We start from the raw sequence: 20,382 nt of genomic DNA, 5'->3' as shown, positions 1-20,382 counted from the left end.
CCGCACGCCGCACCGGAAATCACGCATGACCGAACCGCCGCCGCGATCCCTCGACACCTCGGCAGGCGCGCCAGCCGCAGGGGACGAACAGGTCCAGCGCGCCTTGCGGCAACGCCCGCGCGAGCCTGGCCGCATCGCGCCGGCGGCGCCGTTGCCGGGTCGGCACAAGCTCTGGCTGGGCGGCTATGCGCTGGCGTTGATCGTGCTGGCGGTGGTGTTCTACGTGTTGCGGCTGCACCCACCCGATTTCGCCGCGAGCTATGTGCCGCTGCTGCGGCGGGCCACGGTCGGTGCGATGGCGATCGTACTGACCCTGGCGCTGGCCAAGCTGGTGGGCGTGTACGCCATCGAGCGGGCCGAGACGGCGGTGACGCGCTACAACCTGCGCCGCATCCTGCGGCTGCTGGTCTACGTGGTGCTGGCCGCGATCGTGGTGTCGGTGCTGTTTGCGAACTGGTACGCGGCGGCCGCATCGCTGGGGTTGATTTCGCTGGTGCTCGGCTTTGCGCTGCAAACCCCGATCACCAGCTTCATCGGCTGGGTCTACATCCTGGCGCGCGAACCGTACCGCGTGGGCGACCGCATCAGCATCGGGGAGGCCACCGGCGACGTCATCGAGGTCACTTATCTGGACACCACGCTGTGGGAGGTTGGCGGGCCGTATGTGTCTACCGACCACCCCAGTGGAAGGCTGGTGAAGTTTCCGAACTCCAATGTACTCACCAGCACGATCTACAACTATTCGTGGCCGGTTTTTCCCTATATCTGGAACGAGATCTCCTTCCAGGTCGCCTACAACAGCGATCTGGAATTCGTGGGCCGCGTGATGCGCGACGCGGCCGAGGCCGAGCTGGGCGAGGCGATGATCGAGCGGGTGCGGGTTTTCCGCGACATTCTTTCTTCCACGCCGGTCGGCGAAGTGCAGGTGCACGAGCGCCCGTCGGTGCTGTTCCGCGTCAACGCCAATACCTGGATCGATGCCATCGTGCGCTACGTGGTGGATCCAAAGCAGGCCGGCAGCGTCAAGTCGCGGCTGATCGCGGTGATGTTGGAGCGGCTCAACGCGCAGCCGGAGCGGGTGCGCTTTCCGAAAGGCGACAACCGGTAACCGTCATCCTTCGCCCGCTTCGCGCACGCGGAACGCCAGGCTGATGCGTGGCCCCACCGGCTGGCGCTGCTTGGGAATCGCGTGATCGTAGTGAAGCTGGGTTTCCCAGCTCATCAGCAGTGCGCTGCCGGCCTCCAGATCCACCTTCAGGACATGGCGTGGCGGCTGCTTGGCGCGGATGGTCATGGTGCGGGTGGCGCCCAGCGACAGCAGCACGATCGGCTGGCCCCTGACGATGTCGGCGAGCTTGTCGTTGTGCGGCGCCACGCTGTCGTGCTGGTCGCGATACAGGTTCAGGCCGATGCTGTCGAACGGCGCGGCGAAGGCGGTGCGAACCAGGTCCAGCGCCTGCCGCAGCGCGTCGGGCAGGGCGGGGTCGTCGGTGCGGAAATGCGCCCGCAGCCGCGGCACGTCGACTTCGCGTTCGTACATCAGGCGCCGGCCGCTTTTCCACGCGATGCCGTCGTACAACTGTCGAAACCACGCGCTCGCGGTCCCTTCGTCGACGAGGTCGGGTGTCAGCACGATGCGGCCGCTGGCATCATCGATCAGCGTTTGCGGACCGCCAGCCTCGAAAAGGTTGCGCTGCATCATGATCAGGCGAACGCAAAGCGCGCGCGACAGAAACGGGTGGAAGGATCGGGCATGCGGATGATGCAATGGGCGAGGGGGATCATCCTGTCGGGATGTGTGGGCAGGCGAGGTGAAGCGGCGACCCGTGGATGAACCTCGACGGCGGAATGGCGCGCATTTGTGAACGAACCGTGCTCCGCTCAGTCGAACCGGTACGCAATGGCAAAAGTGGGGCACGCATTGATGAAGAAGAAAACATCCATTGGAAGCTGGTTGCTGGGCCTGGTCGTGGTGCTGGTCGTGGCAGTACTGGCGTTGTATCTCAACCACAAGGTGCGACAGCGCGGGGCCACCGCCGTGCCGTCAAGCGCGGTCGTCCAGCCACCCACAGCGACACCGCCGCCGCAACATCCGATCACGCAGGCCGCGGTGCCGGCGACGGCATCGACGGCCGCGCTGCCGCCGCTGGGCGGCAGCGACGAGGACGTGGTTGCCGCATTGTTGGCGCTGGCAGGCAACGGCCAGGCGCGCGATTTGCTGATGTCGAACCAGGTCGTGGCACGCATCGTGGCCACCATCGATGCGTTGCCGCGGCGCGCGCTGGGCACCTTGATGTTGCCCGCCCATCCGCCAAAGGGCAGCTTCGCCACGGCCGAAGCCAATGGCCAGCTCACCATGGCCGCGGAAAACAGCGAGCGGTATGCGCCGTATATCGAGGTCATGAAGAGCGTTGACCCGGCGGCGCTGGTGGCCTGGTATGCGCATGCGTATCCGCTGTTTCAGCAGGCTTACCAGGAACTGGGCTACCCGCACGGCTATTTCAATGATCGCCTGATCGAGGTGATCGACAATCTGCTGGCCGCGCCGGAGCTCGCCCAGCCGGCGTTGTTGCAGCGCGTGAAAAGCCACTACGCGTTCGCCGACCCGTCGCTGGAATCGCTTTCCGCCGGCCAGAAACTTCTGCTGCGCACGGGGCCTGCCAACGAGGCGCTGATCAAGGCGAAGCTGCGTGCCATCCGCGCGGCGCTGGTCGGCACCCACCTGCCGGCCACAGGGCGCTCCGCACCCTGAGGTATCCACCCAGAGGCGCCGGGCACGGAGGAATGCCTGGCGCGGCTGGCTAAAGCTTCCGCCTCATCCGCCGATCAGGTATGTGCAGATGCACGGTGTCGCGTGCGGGCGATACGGGACATTCGCGAACGGAGTGGATTGCATGGGGTGAAGCCGTCGGCGGGGCAAGCTGCTTCGGCCGCTCGGCATCTGAGGGCGGAGCAAACGTGCCAAAGCGTCTGAACGATCCATCGGAACTCAAGGTTGGCGAGCCATTGCCGTGCGATGCCTATGACGCGAAGGGCATGCTTCTCCTGCGCCGCGGCCACGTGATAACCAGCGCAAGCCAGATCGAGAAACTGGAACGTCATGCGTTGTGGGCAGGGGTGGCGCCCACCCACGAGTCCGCGGCGCCGGACCTCGACCGAAAACCGTCGCCGCTGTCGCTCATTCTCGGTGCACGACGCCAGTTGCAGTTGTTGTCCGCCGCGCCGGTCGGGGACGACGTCTCCACGCCGCTGTTGCAGCTGGCCGCCACGGTACAGCGTGCCTGCCGGGCCAACGCGGATGTCGCGCTGGCCTCTATCCTGATGCATCGCGAGGGTTCGTACGCCATTCGCCATTCCGTGAACGCGGCAATCGCGTGCCAGATCGCCGGTACGGCCATGTCGTTCAGTGCGGCCGACCTCTCCACCGTGATCGCGGGGGCGTTGACCATGAACTTCGGCATGCTCGATCTGCAGCAACGCCTGCAGGAAGTGGGCGCGTTGAACGACGAACAGCGTCGTGACGTGACCGGGCATTGCGAACGCGGTGTGGACTGGCTGCAGCAGCGCGGCGTTGGCGACGAGCGCTGGCTGGAAATCGTGCGCGACCATCACGAACGCCCGGATGGCAGCGGCTATCCCGCGAGGAAATCCGGCGACGCCATTCATCCGTTGACGCAGCTGGTATCGCTGGCCGACATCTACTGCGCGCGGGTTTCCAGCCGCGCCTGCCGCAGTGCCATGCTGCCCAACGTGGCCTTGCGACGGCTCTTCCTCAACGAGGGTGCGACGGTGAACGAGCACCATGCCGCGCTGTTCATCAAGGCCCTGGGCATTTACCCGCCCGGCACCGGCGTGCGCCTGCACAACGGCAGCATTGCGGTAGTCACGCGCCGGGGCGCCACCGACCGCAATCCGCGGGTGTCCTCGATCACCACCCAGGACGGCTTGCGCATCGGTGCGCCGATCCGCCGCCATGGCGACCCCACGGCTCATGCCGTGACCGAGGTGGTGGATCTCGACGAACTGGGCATGAACGTAAGCATGGAAGCGCTGTGGGGTTCGGACGCCACGCTCTGAGATTGCCCGCCGCGCCGTCGCGCTAGTACGGCGAACCATCCTTGTGGGTATAGCCCGCGTCACCGGCAGGCGCGTGCAGGTCGACATCCGGATAGGTGCACGCGTCCTCCACATGACGGGAGCCGATTTCCAGATACACCGCGTTGACCTTGCCACGATTCAGCAGCTGATGGCCGTCCGCCACGTTTTTCGGAAACGCGGCGCAGTCGTGCGCGTGCAGGGTTTGTTCGCCCGCGTTGGTCACCAGCACCATGTCGCCGGACAGCACGTACACGAATTCGTCCTCGTGGCTGTGCCAGTGCCGCTGGCTGGATGAGGCACCCGGCGGCAGCGTGGTGAGGTTGACGCCGAAGTCCTGCAATTTGCCGGCATTGCCCAAAGCCAGTTTGATGCGTTTGCCGGCTTGTTCGGCGAAGGGGGCGGGATAGTTCGAGCCGGTGCGTTCCGGGACACTGGCAATATCTATTTTCGGCATCATGTACTCCGGTAGGGTTTGAACTTGCCCGATCACTAACATGATCCGCGCTACAGTGCCGTCATGGATGCAGGAGGTTCGTGATGACGCGTTGGCTTTTTCTGCTGGCGATCTTGCTTGCGCTCACTGCGACGGCGGCACCTGCGCCGACGCCTGCCGACTCGCCGATGGTCGCCCGCGTGTCGCTCAGCGGACCGATCGGCCCGGCCGCCGCGGAATATTTCGACGATGCCTCGGAACGCGCCGTCGCCGATGGCGCCGTGGCCATCGTGTTGCGGCTGGATACACCGGGCGGTCTCTCTGAATCCATGCGCCAGATCATCGCCAGCATGCTGGCGTCCAAGGTGCCGGTGCTGGCGTACGTGGCGCCGGACGGGGCGCGGGCCGCCTCGGCCGGAACCTACATTCTCTATGCGGCCCAGATCGCGGCGATGGCGCCGGCAACCCATGTTGGCGCGGCAACGCCGGTAAAACTGGGCGGCAGCACGCCGATGCCGCTGCAGAAGCCGGCAGCGGCGTCCAGTACGGACAAGACACCGGCGTCCGATGATGCCGAGTCGAACAAGGTCCTCAACGATTCGATTGCCTATATCCGCTCGCTGGCGCAGTTGCGCGGCCGTGACGCAGCCTGGGCCGAGCACGCGGTGCGCGGCGCCGCCACCCTGACCGCCAGCGAGGCGGCACAAAAACACGTCATCGATTTCGTGGCGAACGACACTGCCGACTTGCTTGCCAAGGCCAGCGGACGCCGCGTGCAGGTGGACGGCCAGACCATCACCTTGCAGCTTGGCGATGCGACCGTGCGCGATTACGCGCCGGGCTCGCGCAGTCGCTTCCTGGCGATCATCACCAATCCCACCATGGCCTATTTGTTGCTGCTGGCCGGCATCTTCGGGCTCGGGCTGGAAGCGCTGCACCCCGGCGCCATGCTGCCGGGCATCGTGGGTGGCATCGCGTTGCTGGTCGGGCTGTATGCGTTGCAGTTGCTGCCGGTGAACTACGCCGGCCTGGCGCTGATGGCGCTGGGCATCGGGCTGCTCGTGGCTGAGGCGGTGACGCCCACCGTCGGCGTGTTTGGCGTGGGCGGACTGGTTTCTTTCGTATTGGGGTCGATCATGCTGATGAATACCGGCGTGCCGGGTTATGCGGTGAACCTGGGCGTCATTGGCGGTATCGCGGTGTGCGCCGCAGGCCTGCTGGTGCTGGTCGTATGGCTGGTGTCCCGCTCGCGTCGCTCGCTCCAGGTGACCGGCGACGACGCCATGCGCAGCGATATCGCCGAGCTGCTCGAACCGGTGGGGAAAAACAACGAAACCTGGGTCCTGGTGCGCGGCGAGCGCTGGCGCGCCCGCTGCGCAACCGCCTTGCCCGGCGGCGCGCGGGTGCGTGTCGTCGGGCGGGAGGGTTTGTTGTTGCAGGTCGAGCCCCTCTGAAGCGCTCGAAAAGCGGCACCGCGGGCCATTCCGCGATGCCGTTCCAAAAACTGTCGATGGGAGAGAGTCATGTTCGGATTTGTCGGTGTCCTGGTCATCATCGTGATACTGCTGCTGTTCTCCGCGGTGAAGATCCTGCCGGAATACCAGCGCGGCGTGATCCTGACGCTGGGCCGCTATACGGGCACGCGTGGGCCGGGCCTGGTGCTGCTGTTGCCGGTGGTGCAACAGATGATCCGGGTGGATCTGCGCATCACCGTGATGGATGTGCCGCCGCAGGATGTGATCTCGCGCGACAATGTGTCGGTGCGCGTCAACGCCGTGGTGTATTTCCGCGTGGTCGAGCCGGACAAGTCCGTGCTGCAGGTGGAAAACTTCCTGCAGGCCACCAGCCAGCTGGCGCAGACGCGGCTGCGTTCGGTGTTGGGCCAGCACGAGCTGGACGAGATCCTGTCGCAGCGCGATTCGATCAACCAGACCTTGCAGGCCATCCTCGATGAATCGACCGACCCGTGGGGCATCAAGGTCGCCAACGTCGAGATCAAGGATGTGGACCTCAACGAAACCATGGTGCGTGCCATCGCCCGCCAGGCTGAGGCGGAACGCGAGCGTCGCGCCAAGGTGATCCATGCGGAGGGCGAGATGCAGGCGGCCGAGAAGCTGCGCGATGCCGCGGCGATGCTGTCGCAACAGCCGCAGGCGCTGCAGTTGCGCTACCTGCAGACGATGGCCGACATGTCGCACAACGGCAAATCGTCCACCATCGTGTTCCCGCTGCCGCTGGATCTGATCCGGCCGCTGATGGAGGCGTTCCCCGTCATGCGCCCCAAGGATGACGACAAGCCGGTCACCTGGTAACAGGGAAGGGCGCCGGCTGGGAGCGTGGGCGGTAGAAACCAAGGGAGCGAGGCGAAGCGCTTTTGAGTCGGGTTTTTCGATCGTTTGAGGAAGATAGCCGTAGCTATCTGACGAAAAGGAGCGGAAAACCCGGCCAAAAGCGCAAAGCCGCAGCCCCTTGCGTTTCTGCCGTCCACACTCCTGGGCTGGCGCCCTTCGTCGCTATCGATCACGCGGCGCATCAGGCGCACAATCGGCGTTCCCCCTTCAATGCAGGAGTACGTCATGCGTCTGACCGTTCTCGCGGCGTTGCTTGTTCTCGCCTTGCCCTCGGTAACCCTGGCGGAGGCATCGGCCCCCGCCGTTTCCGATGCCGTCGCCAAGGCCGTTGCCGATCCCGCGCGGCAAGCCGACAAGTCCGATGATGCGCGGCGCAAGCTGGCGCAGGTCATGGCATTCACCGAGGTGAAACCGGGCCAGAAAGTGCTGGAGCTGATTCCCGGCAGCGGCTATTTCACCCGCGTATTCAGCGCTGTCGTGGGTGCGCAGGGGCACGTGTTTGCGGTGGTGCCCAACGAATACGCCAAGGTCGACAATGAAGGGATTGCGACGATCAAGGCGCTGGCGGCGAATCCGCACTACGCGAACGTGAGCGTGCTGACCCAGCCGGCGGCAATGCTGCGTGCGCCGGAATCCGTCGACCTGGTGTTTACCTCGCAGAACTATCACGACTATCCGGACCCGTTCATGGGCAAGGTCGACCCGGTGACGCTGGATCGGCAGGCGTTTGCGGCGTTGAAGCCCGGTGGCGTGTTCGTGGTGATCGACCACGTGGCGCCGGCGGGCTCGGGCATGAGCGATACCAACACGCTGCACCGCATCGATCCGGCGATCGTGAAGACGCAGGTGGAATCGGCCGGTTTCGTGTTCGATGGCGAGAGTGACGCGCTGCGCAACCCGGCCGATCCGCACGACATCAAGGTGTTCGACAAGTCGATACGCGGCCACACCGATCAGTTCATGTACCGGTTCCGCAAACCCGCGAAGTGATGGCTGGGCGGGGTCGCGGCGGGACGTGATACGCCCCGCTGCGATACCTTTGCGATGCTTCAGCCGCCGATGACACCCAGCTTGCGACCCACCCGCGTGAACGCCGCGATGGCGCGGTCAAGTTGCTCGCGCGTATGCGCCGCGCTCATCTGGGTGCGGATGCGCGCCTGGCCCTTGGCCACCACGGGGAAGAAGAAACCGGTGACGTAGATGCCTTCGTCCAGCAACGCGCTGGCCATCGCCTGCGCCTTGGGTGCGTCGTAGACCATCACCGGCACGATCGGGTGCACGCCCGGCTTGATGTCGAAGCCGGCGGCGGTCATCTGCTCGCGGAAATGGCGGGTGTTCTCCTGCAGCGTGGTGCGCAGCTCGGCGGCACTGTCCAGCATGTCGAACACCTTGATGCCCGCAGCGACCACGTGCGGCGGCAACGAGTTGGAAAAGAGATACGGCCGCGAGCGCTGGCGCAACAGTTCGATCACCTCCTTGCGGCCGGTGGTGAAGCCGCCCACGGCACCGCCCAGCGCCTTGCCCAGGGTGCCGGTGAAGATGTCGATCTTGTCCATCACGCCGTGCACTTCGGCGGCGCCACGGCCGGTGTCGCCGAGGAAGCCGGTGCAATGACATTCGTCGATGTGCACCATGGCGTTGTACTTCGCGGCCAGCGCGGTGATCTCGGCCAGCGGCGCGATCACGCCATCCATCGAGAACGTGCCGTCGGTGGTGATCAGCTTGGTCCGCGCACCGGCCGCGTCGGCAGCCTGGAGCTGGGCTTCCAGATCGGCCATGTCGCTGTTGGCGTAACGGTAGCGCTGCGCTTTGCACAGGCGGATGCCGTCGATGATCGAGGCATGGTTCAGCGCGTCGGAAATGACGGCATCCTGCTCGCCCAGCAGCGGTTCGAACAGGCCGCCGTTGGCGTCGAAGCAGGCGGCATAGAGGATGGCGTCCTCGGTGCCGAAGAAGGCGGCGATCTTCGCCTCCAGTTGCTTGTGCAGATCCTGCGTGCCGCAGATGAAGCGCACGCTGGCCATGCCGAAACCGTGGGTGTCCAGCGCGTCCTTGGCGGCCTGGATCACCTCGGCGTTGTCGGCCAGGCCGAGGTAATTGTTGGCGCAGAAGTTCAGAACCTTGCGGCCATCTTCCAGTTCGATCTCGGCCGACTGCGGCGAGGTGATGATGCGTTCGGCCTTGAACAGGCCCTGTTCGCGGATGGTCTGGAGTTCGCTGGCGTAACGTGCCTTGGCTGAGTGGCTCATGGGGATTCCGGCCGATGGAAAAGCTCGATTTTGACCGCTTGGCGCGGCGCAGGGAAGGAAGCCCGACACGGTGTGCGAGGCGCTATTGCTTGAGGCTGAAATCCGCGCGCGTGGTCTTGCCCTTGTCGTCGATGCCTTTGGCGTCGAGCTGCGGCTCCCGCAGCGACACGCGCGCGTCGTCCAGCTTGCCCTTCAGCCACGTTTGCACCGCCGCGGCGCGGCGCTCGGCCAGCGCGCGCATGGCCTTGGTGTCCACTGGCACATCGGTTTCCATCAGGCTGCGCATCTCGTCGGGTTCGAGCGACTTCTTCAGGCCGAGGAAGTTGCGTGGCTTGTCCTGCAGGTCGTCGTGGCGATAGGCGCGGCGCAGGTATTTTCCGTACTCGTCGGGGGTGACGTTGACCGCTGCCAATGCGGCGTCGGAGGTGTCGGCGTCCTTGCCTTCGGTGTTCAGCACCTTCTCGCGGCGCACCAGGTTTTCCACCGTGACCTTGCGCAGGCCGTCCTGATCCTTGCCTGGATCGACCCGACCGATGATGCCGAGCTTGAGCGAAGGTTTCTGCTGCAGCAGGGTCACGATCTTGCCCAGGCGCGCCTGCGCCGCCGTGTCGAGCACGGCCGAGCCCGGCGCGAACTCGACATGGCCAAGGTCCTCGTCGCCACCGCCGAAGGCACCGGCCAGCAGGCGGAACGGAGCGGTGGCGGCCTTGGCGATCAGGTTGCCGATGGCGCGCCAGATCAGCCCGCCCATGCTGAATTGCGGATCGTCCAGTGAGCCGGACACCGGCACGTTCACGTCGATATTGCCCTGGGTGTCCTTGAGCAAGGCCACCGCCAGCTTCACCGGCATGTGCTTGATGCCCGGGCTTTCGTCGCGCGCGCCGAAGGTGAGCTGGGTGATGAAGATGTGGTTGTCCGCCTTGAGCTTGCGGTTGTCCAGCATGTAGTGGACGTCCACGTTGAGCTTGCCGGCGGTGATCGGATAGCCGGTGTAGCGGGTGGAGTAGGCGGCGAGGCGGGTCAGTTCGACCTCGTTGGCCTTGCCCTTGATGTCCAGGAAGGCCACCGGTTGCAGCGGGTTGATGCTGCCGCCGATGTCCACCGGCGAGTCGTCGTCCAGCGCCGCCTGCACCGACAGCGCGGCCGGCGGGTCGCCCGGGGTGGTGCCGAACGCGCCGATTCTGCCGGTGAGCTTGGTGAGGTTGGCGGTGTAGTTGGGCTTGATGAAGTTGTCGGTGTAGTTGAGCTGGCCGTTGACCAGGGTGATGTCGCCGATGTGGATGTCGGCCGCGGGCGTGGCTGGCGCGGAGGTGGCGACAGTTGTGGTCGACGTGGCGGCGGGAGCTCGCGGTGGCGGTGGTGCGTTCGGCGTGGTGCCGGCGGCGCGGGTCACCGACACCGGCGCGGCTTCGGGCGAGGCAACCACGTCGGCCAGGTTCAGCTTGCCGTCCGCATTGACGATCATGCGGGCGTAGAACGAGGTGAGCGCGAGGGCGCCGATGTGTATGCGTGGCGCCTCCTCGCCGATGCTGGCGTCGAGGTTCGCGGCGCTGAGCGTGCGCCAGCGCAGGAAGTCGTCGCCGGTAAGCTTGTCCTGCACGCGCACGCGTTCCAGCGCGGCGTTGCCCTGGTAGCGCAGTTTTGATGTATCGCCGCGACCGTCGTAATGCAGCTTGCCGTTGCTGGTGAGCCGGGCGGCGGCCACGGTCACGTTCAGCGGCACGCTGATGTACGGCTCGAAGCGGGCGATATCCAACCGCCTGGTCTCCAACTGCAGGTCGGCGCCCAGAGGCGAGGGACGCAGCTTGCCGGAGGCGGCGAACGTGCCGCGATCGAGAGCCCCCTGCAGCTTGAACGGACGCGCCTCGCCCAGCTTGTCGTCCAGGTTGTCGATGCCGCCCTTGAGCGATTTCAGCTGCAGGCTGACCGGCTTGGCGCCAGCGGCGAAGTCGGTGAAGGCGAGTGCGCCGTCGTCGAGGCTGAGGTGGGCGACGCTCCAGTGCCACGGTTGGTCGTGTTCTGTCGCGACAGCAGCCTTTCGCTGGCCGGTCGGCGGTGCCAGCAGTTCCAGCAGACTGAGGTCACCGTTGTGCTGGCGCTGCAATTTCAGGTCGAGTTTGCTGACGGTGACCGTGCCCAATTGCGCCTGGCGGCTGGCCAGGTCGAGCAGGCGCAGTTCCGCCTGCAGCTTGCCCCAGGCCAGTGGCGTGCCGTGTTCCTTCGACGGCGCTTCAAGCGCGAAGCCACTTACCGTGACGTGCGCATCGGACAGGTGCGCGTTGAACGCCTTGCCCCAGTCGAGCTGCAACTGACCGTCGGCGTCGAGCTTGCCCTTGGTCACCTGCGCGGCCATGGCCGGCGCCATGGCTTGCAACGGGGCCACATCCACCTGCTTGATGCCGAGTCGGGACGCCAGCCGTCCGGCGGCCAGATCCAGCGTGCCTTTGGTCGAGAGCGCACCGCCGCCGAGCCGGGCGGCCAGATCGATCCGGCCAGCAGGGGCAGGTAGCAGGCTCAGGCCCTGCAGCGTGCCGTGCAAGTCATCCAGGTCGAGCTTGTGCCTGGTGGCGTCGGTGTAGTGGAGGGCGCTGCCGGTCAGCGCCAGCGAGGCGATACGCAGATCGGTCGGCGTCGCATCGGGTGCGGCTGGTGCTGAGTTGGTGGTCAGGCTGTCGAAGTTGCTGTGACCGCTGGCCCCTTGGGTGTAGTGCAACTGTGCGCGATCCAGTTGCAGCGCACCCAGGTGATAGCGCGACAGCAGCGGTTGCACGTCGGTCAGTTCGGCGCGGCCGTGGCCGAGTCCGAGGATCGGCTCGCCGTGGTTGCTGGCGAGCGCAAAGTCGTCCAGTTGCAGGTGGCCGGTCAGTTGCAGTTCGGGCGTCGGCCTGGTTTGCGCAAAATGCAGCTCCAGGTCGCCGCTGAGCCGCCCCTTGGGCACGGCCACCGGCAGCCGCACGGGAACGTAGGCCAGGTAGCGCGGCAGGTCCAGCTGGTCGAGTTGGAAGTGCATTACCGCTTCGCGGGTATCCGTGAAGGGTTTGCTGTGGCCGTCGATGCGCAACGGACTGCCATCCACCCGCAGCGACAACAGCGGCTGCACGAACACGTCGGTGTCACTGGGCAGGTTGGCGATGAAGGGGATGCCCAACTCCAGTTGCTCGATGTGATGGTTGGCCTTGGTCAGCTGGTCATCGAACTGGATGTCGCCCGCATGCACGCCGATGTTGGAAAGCGAGAAACGCGCCGGCGACGCTTTCGGGTCTGCGGGCCCGGAAGCGTAGCGGTCCAGCAGGTCGGTGAAGTTGAAGCGCCCGTCGGCCGTGCGCACGATGTGGATTCGCGGGTGCTGCAGGCGCAGCTCGTCCAGCACCGGCGCGCGGCGGAACAGCGAGGTCCATGAGGCGTTGATCACGGCCTCGTCGACGTCCACGAACGGCGTGCGACCATCGTGGTCGGCGATGTGCAGCCGATCCAGCTGCAGGCGCAGGGTGAACGGGTTGAAGTGCACCGCGCTCAGCGTCACCGGCCGTGACAGGGCGGTGCTGGCGCGCTTCTCGATCTGGCCGCGGATGATCGGCGGCGCGGCGAGGAAACCCAGCAGGCCGAACACCACCAGCACGATGGCGGCGATCAGTGCGACCTTGCGCGCGCGATGCGACTGGTACAACTGCCGGGCCTTGTCGCGGGTTGTCGCCAGGCGGGCACCTGCCATGGAGCGAAGGGCATTCATGCGAACTTTCCGGTGGCGTCATGGGCCGGCAACAGCCTGCCGGGCCTTCCCTGCAGCCGATGGCGACCGGCTATGGGAAGTTTACGCAGATACCGTGATGCCGGCGCCGACGGGTGCCGGTGATGGGCCGCAATCTTCAGCTCCAGGAGCAGACGATCTTGCCGCACTGGCCCGCGTCCATCAGGTCGAAGCCGCGCTGGAAATCGTCGATGGCGATCTGGTGGGTCAGCACTTTCTGCAGCGGAAAGCCGGTCAGCACCATTTGCGTCATCTTGTACCAGGTCTCGTACATCCTGCGGCCGTAGATGCCTTGCAGGGTGAGGCCCTTGAAGATCACCTTGTCCCAGTCGATGCCGGCGCCGCGCGGCATGATGCCGAGCATGGCGATCTTGCCGCCGTGGTACATGCAGTCGAGCATGTCGTTGAACGCGCGCGGGTTGCCGCTCATTTCCAGGCCCACGTCGAAACCTTCGATGTGCAGGTCCTTCACCACGTCGCCCAGCGACTGGTTGGCCACGTTGACCACCCGCGTGGCGCCCATGTCGGCGGCGAGTTTCAGCCGGTAGTCGTTGACGTCGGAAACCACCACGTTGCGCGCGCCCACGTGCTTGCAGATGCCGGCGGCAATGATGCCGATGGGGCCGGCACCGGTGATCAGCACGTCCTCACCGATCAGGTCGAACTCCAGCGCGCAATGCGCGGCGTTGCCGTACGGGTCGAAGAACGCGGCCAGCTCGGACGAAATCTGGTCGGGGATCGGCCACAGGTTGGAGGCGGGCATGCTCATGTATTCGGCGAACGCGCCGTTGCGGTTCACGCCGATGCCGACAGTGTGGGGGCACAGATGCTGGCGACCGGCGCGGCAGTTGCGGCAGTGGCCGCAGACGATGTGGCCTTCGGCCGAGACCCGGTCGCCGATCTTGTAGCCGGTGACGCCGGGGCCGATCTCCACGATGCGTCCCACGAATTCATGGCCGATGGTGAGGCCGGGCTTGATCGTGCGTTGGCTCCATTCATCCCATTTGTAGATGTGCAGGTCGGTGCCGCAGATCGCGGTTTTCTCGATCTTGATCAGCACCTCGTTGGGGCCGATCTGCGGCACCGGGACTTCTTCCATCCAGATGCCCTGCTCGGGCTTGCGCTTGACCAGCGCCTTCATCATCTTGGGCATCACGGTTCCATGATCGGCGCGCGCTCTCGCGCATGCTCCGATTATAGGACCGGGCCGAAAAGGGCCGCCTGCCGAAAGTCACGCGACGCCGTTGATGACGCGATGCGTTCAGCCTTTTTTGTCGTCGCGCCACAGCGCCTGCCAGCCTGCATGGCCCAGCCGCTCCAGGGTGGCGATGTTGTTGCGGTAGATGGCATCGGTGTCACTCATCGATTCCATCGCCCGCTCCACGCTCGCCTCACGCAGCAGGTGCAGCGTGGGCCAGGGCGAGCGGTTGCTGAAATTGGTGATGTCGTCGGGACTGCTGTCGGCAAACTGGTAGTCCGGATGGAAGCTGGCCACCTGCCAGACGCCTTCCAGTCCCAGCGTCTGCAACGCCGCGTCGGCCACGTCGAGGAAGTCGTTGTAATCCAGGAAATCGGTGAGCACGAACGGGTGGATCAACAGGCCGGTTTCGCACGCTTCGGGCGTCAGCGCATTCAGCGATTGCAGTTCGCCGCAGAGATCATCGAGCAGTGCGTCGGTGTCGCGCGCATGGCTGACGCGCATGCGCAGCTTGCCCTGCACATGTGGCGCGCGGGCGAACGGGCAGAGGTTCAAGCCGATCACGGCGCGCTCCACCCAGCGCGTGGTATCGGCGATATAGGGCGCGTCCTCGGGCAGGGCGTCGGCGTTGAGGCTGGATGTATCGGGCATGGGCGCTTCCGCGGATGTCGGTGTGGCGGACTATAGCCGGATGGGGGTGCGGCTCGGCGGCGATGATGCCTTGCAAGGCATCGTCGCCGGCCGGATATAGGATGGGTCTCTCCTGCCGATCGACCTCCGCATGCTCAAGCTGCGTTTCGACAATGCGTTTGTCCGCGAACTGCCCGCCGACCCCGAGCGGGGCGCGCGCTTGCGCCAGGTCGAAGGCGCCCTGTATTCGCTGGTCGAGCCCACGCCGGTGGCCGCGCCGCGGTTGCTGGCGTACTCGGCCGAAACCGCGGCCCTGCTGGGTATCCGCGCGACGGACATCACCACGCTGGCGTTCGCCCGGGTATTCGGCGGCAACGCGCTTTTGCCGGGCATGCAGCCGTTCGCGGCCAACTACGGCGGCCACCAGTTCGGCAATTGGGTCGGTCAGTTGGGCGACGGACGCGCGCTCTCGCTGGGCGAGGTGATCAATGCGGCCGGCGAGCGCTGGGAACTGCAATTGAAGGGCGCCGGCCGCACGCCGTATTCGCGCAGCGCCGACGGGCGCGCCGTGCTGCGTTCGTCGATCCGCGAATTCCTGTGCAGCGAGGCCATGCACCACCTGGGCGTGCCGACCACGCGCGCGCTAAGCCTGATCGATACCGGTGAGCCGGTACTGCGCGACATGTTCTACGACGGCCATGCCGCGCCGGAACCGGGCGCCATCGTGTGCCGTGTGGCGCCGTCGTTCATCCGCTTCGGCAACTTCGAACTGCCGGCGTCGCGGGGCGATACCGCGCTGCTGCGGCAGCTGGTCGACTTCACCATCCGCCGCGATTTTCCCGAGCTTGGCGGGCAGGGCGAGGCGCTGTATGGCGAGTGGTTCGGGCAGGTGTGCGAACGCACCGCGCGCATGGTGGCGCACTGGATGCGCGTGGGCTTCGTGCATGGCGTGATGAACACCGACAACATGTCCATCCTGGGCCTCACCATCGATTACGGTCCCTATGGCTGGATCGACAATTTCGACCCGGACTGGACACCCAACACCACCGACGCGCAGCGCCGCCGTTACCGCTTCGGCCAGCAGCCGGACGTGGCCTGGTGGAATCTGAGCCGGCTCGCCGGCGCGCTGGCACCGCTGTTTTCCGGTGTCGAACCGCTGCAGGCCGGGCTGGATCGCTACGCGGCCACCTATGCCGCCGCTGACCGCGCCAACATCGCCGCCAAGCTGGGTCTGCTCGAATGCCGCGATGACGACGTGGCGTTGATGCAGTCGCTGCACGCGCTGTTGGCGCAGGCGGAAGTGGACATGACGTTGTGGTTTCGCGGATTGGGCGACGTCGACCCGGAAGCGCCCACGCTGGCGGCCATGGACGACGCGTTCTACGACGCGTTGAAGCGGCGTGAAGCGGAGCGGCTGCTGGACGACTGGCTGAAGCGTTATGCCGCACGCCTGGCTGACGATCCGCAGACCGTCGCCCAACGCCGCAAGCGCATGCGCGCGGTCAATCCCCGCTATGTCTTGCGCAATTACCTGGTGCAGAACGCGATCGACCAGGCCCAGGCCGGCGATGCCGGCGGCATCCACGAACTGCTCGACGTGATGCGGTGGCCTTACGACGACCAGCCGGGGCGCGAGGCGTTCGCGCAGAAGCGCCCTGACTGGGCGCGGCACAAGGCGGGCTGTTCGATGCTTTCGTGCAGCTCCTGAGACGGGCGGCGTGTTGCCGCCCGCGCGGGTTCGCCCGGTTTATTCCACCGTCACCGACTTGGCCAGGTTGCGCGGCTGGTCCACGTCGGTGCCGCGCAGCACGGCCACGTGATAGGCCAGCAACTGCAGCGGTACGGTGAACACGATCGGCGCGATGAAGCTGCCGCCGGAAGCCACGCGCAACGTGGTGCCATGCTCGGTCATGTCGTCCATGCCGGCTGCACCGTCGGCGAACACGATCAGCCGGCCGCCGCGGGCACGCACTTCCTGCAGGTTGGATTTCAGCTTGTCCAGCAACGGGCCGTTCGGCGCCACCGCCACCACGGGCATCTTTTCGTCGACCAGCGCCAGCGGGCCGTGCTTGAGCTCGCCGGCCGGGTAGGCCTCGGCGTGGATGTAGGAGATTTCCTTGAGCTTCAGCGAGCCTTCCAGCGCCACCGGGTAATGCGCGCCGCGGCCCAGGAACAGGGCGTGCTGGCGGTGGATGAACTCGGCCGCCAGCTCGACGATGGCCGGTTCCAGTTTCAAGGCGTCTTCAATGGCGCGCGGCAGGTGCTGCAGTTCGGCGCACAGCTCGGCATGGCGTGCCGGGTCCATGCCGTTGCGCTGCGCCAGCTCCAGCGCGAACAGCGCCAGCGCGGCCAGCTGGGTGGTGAAGGCCTTGGTCGAGGCCACGCCGATTTCCGGTCCGGCGCGTGTCATCAGCTTCAGGTCGGCCTCGCGCACCAGCGACGACTCGGGCACGTTGCAGATCACCAGCGTGCCGAGATAGCCGCGGCGGGTCGACTCCCGCAGCGCGGCCAGCGTGTCGGCGGTTTCGCCCGATTGCGAAATGGCGACCAGCAACGTGTCCGGCGGCACCACCGCTTCGCGGTAGCGATATTCGCTGGCCACTTCCACGCTCACCGGCAGGTGGGCGAATTCCTCGATCCAGTATTTGGCGACGAGGCCGGCGTGGTAACTGGTGCCGCAGGCGATGATGTGCACGCCGCGCGTACGGCGCAGCAACTCGTCGCTCTCGATGCCGAAGATGTTGGGCAGCACGCCGTGCGGACCCAGCCGCGCTTCCAGCGTATCGGCCACGGCGCGCGGCTGTTCGAAGATTTCCTTCTGCATGTAGTGGCGGTACTCGCCACGCTCGACCGCGTCGGCGGACAGCTCGCTCTCGTGCATGGCGCGTTCGGCTGGCTGGCCGTCGAGGCCGCAGATCCGCACGCTGTCGCGGGTGATCTCGACCACGTCGCCTTCGTCGAGATAGATGATCTTGTTGGTCACCTGGATCAATGCCTGCGCATCGGAACCCAGGAAGTTCTCGCCAATGCCCAGGCCTACCAGCAGCGGTGCGCCGCGGCGGGCGCCGACCACGCGGTCGGGCTCGTCACTGCTGACCACGGCGATGGCGTAGGCGCCCTCGAGCTCGCGGACGGTGGCCAGCACGGCGTCGCGCAGCTTCAGTCCGTTGTTCAGTTGACGATCGATCAAGGCGGCCATCACCTCGGTGTCGGTTTCCGAGGTGAACACGTGGCCGGCTTGCTGCAGTTCGGTGCGCAGGCTGGCGTGGTTCTCGATGATGCCGTTGTGCACGATCGCCACGCGGCCGGCGATATGCGGATGGGCGTTGGCCTGGCTGGGTACGCCATGGGTGGCCCAGCGCGTGTGCGCGATGCCGGTGCCGCCGGGCAGGGGATTGGCCAGGTAAAGCGCTTCCATTTCGCGCACCTTGCCCTTGGCGCGCACGCGCTGGATGGCGCCGCCGGCCAGCACGGCCAGGCCGGACGAGTCATACCCGCGATATTCCAGCGCTTTCAGGCCAACGATCAGCAGCGGCGCCACATCGCGCTGGGCAACGGCAGCAACAATTCCACACATCGGGAAGATCCTTTGGATTGGTAGGCGGCGGGTCGCGGTGACGCGCCGGAAGTGGTCAGTTGACCTTGCGCCGCAGGTAATTCAGCAGGTCGATGCGCGTGATCAGGCCGAGAAAATCGTCACCGTCGACCACGATAGCCACGTGCCCGCGCTCGAACACCGGCAGCAACGCCGTTATCGGTTCACGCATGTCCAGCATCTGCAGGTCGCTGATCATCGCCACGGAAACGGCGTCGCGGAACCGTGTCTCGTCGGTGTGCACATGCATCAGCACGTCCGACTCGTCGACGATACCCACCAGCTTGTCGCCATCCATCACCGGCAACTGCGACACATCGTAGAGTTTCATGCGGGTATAGGCGGTGACCAGCAGTTCGTTCGGGCCGACCACCACCGTGTCGCGCTCGGCAAACGGCCGTAGCAGCAGGTCGCGCAGGTCGCCGTGCTGTTCGCGCTCCAGAAAACCGTTGTCGAGCATCCAGTAGTCGTTGTACATCTTGGACAGGTACTTGTTGCCGGTGTCGCACACCAGCGTCACCACGCGTTTCGGCTCGGTCTGCTCGCGGCAGTACTTCAGCGCGGCGGCAACCAGCGTGCCGGTGGACGAACCACCCAGCACGCCTTCCTTCGCCAGCAGCTCGCGCGCGGTGAGGAAGCTCTCCTTGTCGGAAATCGCATAGGCCTTGCGCACGCGGGAGAAATCGCTGATCAACGGCAGGAAATCCTCGCCGATGCCCTCGACCATCCAGCTGGCGGATTTGGTCGAGAGCGTGCCTTCATTGATGTACTGGCAGAGGATCGAGCCGACCGGATCGGCCAGGATGATCTCGGTGGCTGGCGAGTGCTCGGCGAAGTATTGCGACAGCCCGGTCAGCGTGCCCGAGGAGCCGCAGCCGACCACGATGACGTCCACCCTGCCATCCATCTGGGCGAGGATTTCCGGGCCGGTGGACTGGATGTGCGCGGCGGGGTTGTCCGGGTTGCCGAACTGGTTGATGAAATAGGCGCCGGGCGTTTCGTTGGCAATGCGCTCGGCCATGTCCTGGTAATACTCGGGATGGCCCTTGGCCACATCCGAGCGCGTCAGCACCACTTCGGCACCCATCGCCTTGAGGTTGAAGATTTTCTCGCGGCTCATCTTGTCGGGCACCACCAGCACCAGCCGATAGCCCTTCTGTTGCGCCACCAGCGCCAGCCCGAGGCCGGTGTTGCCGGCGGTGCCTTCCACCAGCGTGTCGCCGGGCTTGATCTTGCCCGCACGCTCGGCGCCCTCGATCATCGACAGGCCGATGCGGTCCTTCACCGAGCCGCCGGGGTTCGCGTTCTCCAGCTTCAGGAACAGCTCGCAGACGCCCGTGTCGAGGTGCTGCGCACGCACCATCGGGGTGTTTCCAATCAGTTCCAGGACGCTTTGGTGAATCGTCATGGTTGCTCCGTTGCAAGAAGGGGTCGGGCGCCATGCGCCGCGTGACAGACGTCAATGATAGCCGAGCAGATGGGCGATTCCGGTGCGCGCGCTACGCCAGAACGGCGGCGGCCCCGGCATCCGTCTTTCGAAGGAGGCCGGGGCCGCGTGTCATGTCAAACCGGGCAGGTTAATGCGTGAGGGTTCTGCGACTTTCCCACATCCGTTCGAGCCGAGCCTTGGCCTGCAGCTTTTCCTTCTTCATGCTGTTGAGGGTGAGGTTATCGATGGGGAGTACGCCGATGTCGGCATCGTGGACTTTGCTGTCGAGTTGCTTGTGTCGTTGATAAAGCCGGCGGAATTCGGCATCCGCCTTCATCAAAGCCTCGACATCGTCACGCTGCTGGTTTTCAAACATGATCCGACCTCCTCGCGAGTGGGCTGGCGGGCGCCTGATTGCGGTCGCCCGCAGACGTATGAACGCATGCGCGCACCAACGACCCGCGCCGGGACTCCGGAATCGCGGGTGGGGATGTGAACGCTGATGGGCATGAATTCAGGTCAGTGACCCATGGGTCAGGGTGCCCATGGGACTTTGACCCTACACCGGCCCGAAGGGGTTAGCAAGCGGGTTTCACGGCTTGTTTGAACGCGGTCAAATTAAAGGAAAAAACCTGTCGAAACAGGCTT

At 65.7% G+C, this 20,382-nt stretch carries 16 protein-coding genes; 7 read left to right on the top strand and 9 right to left on the bottom strand.

Features of this window, described 5'->3' with window-relative positions; translation table 11 throughout:
• Positions 1-25 precede the first annotated feature (25 nt).
• Positions 26-1,108, top strand: coding sequence for a mechanosensitive ion channel family protein (locus UU9_RS07125; protein ID WP_007081060.1), 1,083 nt, complete (start codon positions 26-28; stop codon positions 1,106-1,108).
• 3 nt (positions 1,109-1,111) lie between these two features.
• Here the strand turns inward: UU9_RS07125 and UU9_RS07120 are convergent, their stop codons facing one another.
• Positions 1,112-1,699: an alpha-ketoglutarate-dependent dioxygenase AlkB gene (locus UU9_RS07120; protein ID WP_202799805.1), complete on the bottom strand. Its 588-nt coding sequence runs from the start codon at positions 1,697-1,699 to the stop codon at positions 1,112-1,114.
• A 225-nt stretch (positions 1,700-1,924) separates the two neighbouring features.
• Between UU9_RS07120 and UU9_RS07115 the strand changes: the two genes are divergently transcribed.
• Positions 1,925-2,752 (top strand): DUF3014 domain-containing protein, encoded by an 828-nt coding sequence (locus UU9_RS07115; protein ID WP_007081058.1) that lies wholly within the window; start codon positions 1,925-1,927, stop codon positions 2,750-2,752.
• 206 nt (positions 2,753-2,958) lie between these two features.
• Complete coding sequence (locus tag UU9_RS07110; RefSeq protein ID WP_007081057.1) at positions 2,959-4,077, top strand: HD-GYP domain-containing protein; 1,119 nt, start codon at positions 2,959-2,961, stop codon at positions 4,075-4,077.
• Between the two features lie 22 nt (positions 4,078-4,099).
• Here UU9_RS07110 and UU9_RS07105 read toward each other — a convergent pair whose 3' ends face one another.
• Positions 4,100-4,552, bottom strand: coding sequence for a cupin domain-containing protein (locus UU9_RS07105; protein ID WP_007081056.1), 453 nt, complete (start codon positions 4,550-4,552; stop codon positions 4,100-4,102).
• An 83-nt stretch (positions 4,553-4,635) separates the two neighbouring features.
• Here UU9_RS07105 and UU9_RS07100 point away from each other — a divergent pair, with 83 nt between their 5' ends.
• The 3 genes from UU9_RS07100 to UU9_RS07090 all read left to right on the top strand — a co-directional run bounded on the left by UU9_RS07100 (position 4,636) and on the right by UU9_RS07090 (position 7,872).
• Positions 4,636-5,985 carry an NfeD family protein gene (locus tag UU9_RS07100; protein ID WP_007081055.1) on the top strand — a complete coding sequence of 450 codons (1,350 nt, stop codon included), beginning with the start codon at positions 4,636-4,638 and terminating at the stop codon, positions 5,983-5,985.
• A gap of 69 nt (positions 5,986-6,054) precedes the next feature.
• Positions 6,055-6,843 carry a slipin family protein gene (locus tag UU9_RS07095; RefSeq protein ID WP_007081054.1) on the top strand — a complete coding sequence of 263 codons (789 nt, stop codon included), beginning with the start codon at positions 6,055-6,057 and terminating at the stop codon, positions 6,841-6,843.
• Positions 6,844-7,107: 264 nt separating this feature from the next.
• On the top strand, positions 7,108-7,872 hold the full coding sequence (locus UU9_RS07090) for a class I SAM-dependent methyltransferase (RefSeq protein WP_007081053.1): 765 nt from the start codon (positions 7,108-7,110) through the stop codon (positions 7,870-7,872).
• Between the two features lie 59 nt (positions 7,873-7,931).
• On the opposite strand, the gene kbl is transcribed toward UU9_RS07090, so the two are convergent.
• The 4 genes from kbl to UU9_RS07070 form a co-directional block, all read right to left on the bottom strand.
• The gene (kbl, locus tag UU9_RS07085; protein WP_007081052.1) at positions 7,932-9,131 is read right to left on the bottom strand and encodes a glycine C-acetyltransferase; all 1,200 of its coding nucleotides are present in this window, start codon (positions 9,129-9,131) and stop codon (positions 7,932-7,934) included.
• 82 nt (positions 9,132-9,213) lie between these two features.
• Complete coding sequence (locus UU9_RS07080; protein ID WP_007081051.1) at positions 9,214-12,861, bottom strand: DUF748 domain-containing protein; 3,648 nt, start codon at positions 12,859-12,861, stop codon at positions 9,214-9,216.
• Positions 12,862-12,997: 136 nt separating this feature from the next.
• Positions 12,998-14,020, bottom strand: a complete 1,023-nt coding sequence (tdh, locus tag UU9_RS07075; RefSeq protein ID WP_007081050.1) for an L-threonine 3-dehydrogenase — start codon at positions 14,018-14,020, stop codon at positions 12,998-13,000.
• A 120-nt stretch (positions 14,021-14,140) separates the two neighbouring features.
• Positions 14,141-14,728: a DUF1415 domain-containing protein gene (locus tag UU9_RS07070; RefSeq protein ID WP_007081049.1), complete on the bottom strand. Its 588-nt coding sequence runs from the start codon at positions 14,726-14,728 to the stop codon at positions 14,141-14,143.
• 130 nt (positions 14,729-14,858) lie between these two features.
• Here UU9_RS07070 and UU9_RS07065 point away from each other — a divergent pair, with 130 nt between their 5' ends.
• Entirely contained in the window at positions 14,859-16,418 is a 1,560-nt protein-coding gene (locus tag UU9_RS07065; protein ID WP_007081048.1) for a protein adenylyltransferase SelO, read from the top strand.
• A gap of 39 nt (positions 16,419-16,457) precedes the next feature.
• Here the strand turns inward: UU9_RS07065 and glmS are convergent, their stop codons facing one another.
• The 3 genes from glmS to UU9_RS07050 form a co-directional block, all read right to left on the bottom strand.
• Positions 16,458-18,287 carry a glutamine--fructose-6-phosphate transaminase (isomerizing) gene (glmS, locus tag UU9_RS07060; RefSeq protein WP_007081047.1) on the bottom strand — a complete coding sequence of 610 codons (1,830 nt, stop codon included), beginning with the start codon at positions 18,285-18,287 and terminating at the stop codon, positions 16,458-16,460.
• A gap of 55 nt (positions 18,288-18,342) precedes the next feature.
• Positions 18,343-19,713: a pyridoxal-phosphate dependent enzyme gene (locus UU9_RS07055; RefSeq protein WP_007081046.1), complete on the bottom strand. Its 1,371-nt coding sequence runs from the start codon at positions 19,711-19,713 to the stop codon at positions 18,343-18,345.
• A gap of 169 nt (positions 19,714-19,882) precedes the next feature.
• Positions 19,883-20,110 (bottom strand): HP1242/YdcH family protein, encoded by a 228-nt coding sequence (locus tag UU9_RS07050; protein WP_007081045.1) that lies wholly within the window; start codon positions 20,108-20,110, stop codon positions 19,883-19,885.
• Positions 20,111-20,382: the final 272 nt, after the last annotated feature.

The sequence above is a fragment of the Rhodanobacter fulvus Jip2 genome, from assembly GCF_000264315.1.
GTDB classification, from domain to species: Bacteria; Pseudomonadota; Gammaproteobacteria; order Xanthomonadales; family Rhodanobacteraceae; genus Rhodanobacter; species Rhodanobacter fulvus.
This window is presented reverse-complemented; position numbering and strand designations above follow the sequence as displayed.

Excerpts from the sequence above, each read along its gene's own strand:
- tdh (WP_007081050.1), bottom strand. The coding sequence starts at position 14,020 with ATGAAGGCGCTGGTCAAGCGCAAGCCCGAGCAGGGCATCTGGATGGAA.
- UU9_RS07070 (WP_007081049.1), bottom strand. The coding sequence starts at position 14,728 with ATGCCCGATACATCCAGCCTCAACGCCGACGCCCTGCCCGAGGACGCG.
- UU9_RS07115 (WP_007081058.1), top strand. The coding sequence starts at position 1,925 with ATGAAGAAGAAAACATCCATTGGAAGCTGGTTGCTGGGCCTGGTCGTG.
- UU9_RS07065 (WP_007081048.1), top strand. The coding sequence starts at position 14,859 with ATGCTCAAGCTGCGTTTCGACAATGCGTTTGTCCGCGAACTGCCCGCC.
- UU9_RS07105 (WP_007081056.1), bottom strand. The coding sequence starts at position 4,552 with ATGCCGAAAATAGATATTGCCAGTGTCCCGGAACGCACCGGCTCGAAC.
- UU9_RS07095 (WP_007081054.1), top strand. The coding sequence starts at position 6,055 with ATGTTCGGATTTGTCGGTGTCCTGGTCATCATCGTGATACTGCTGCTG.
- UU9_RS07125 (WP_007081060.1), top strand. The coding sequence starts at position 26 with ATGACCGAACCGCCGCCGCGATCCCTCGACACCTCGGCAGGCGCGCCA.
- UU9_RS07080 (WP_007081051.1), bottom strand. The coding sequence starts at position 12,861 with ATGAATGCCCTTCGCTCCATGGCAGGTGCCCGCCTGGCGACAACCCGC.
- UU9_RS07050 (WP_007081045.1), bottom strand. The coding sequence starts at position 20,110 with ATGTTTGAAAACCAGCAGCGTGACGATGTCGAGGCTTTGATGAAGGCG.
- UU9_RS07100 (WP_007081055.1), top strand. The coding sequence starts at position 4,636 with ATGACGCGTTGGCTTTTTCTGCTGGCGATCTTGCTTGCGCTCACTGCG.
- UU9_RS07090 (WP_007081053.1), top strand. The coding sequence starts at position 7,108 with ATGCGTCTGACCGTTCTCGCGGCGTTGCTTGTTCTCGCCTTGCCCTCG.
- UU9_RS07120 (WP_202799805.1), bottom strand. The coding sequence starts at position 1,699 with ATGCAGCGCAACCTTTTCGAGGCTGGCGGTCCGCAAACGCTGATCGAT.
- glmS (WP_007081047.1), bottom strand. The coding sequence starts at position 18,287 with ATGTGTGGAATTGTTGCTGCCGTTGCCCAGCGCGATGTGGCGCCGCTG.
- UU9_RS07055 (WP_007081046.1), bottom strand. The coding sequence starts at position 19,713 with ATGACGATTCACCAAAGCGTCCTGGAACTGATTGGAAACACCCCGATG.
- kbl (WP_007081052.1), bottom strand. The coding sequence starts at position 9,131 with ATGAGCCACTCAGCCAAGGCACGTTACGCCAGCGAACTCCAGACCATC.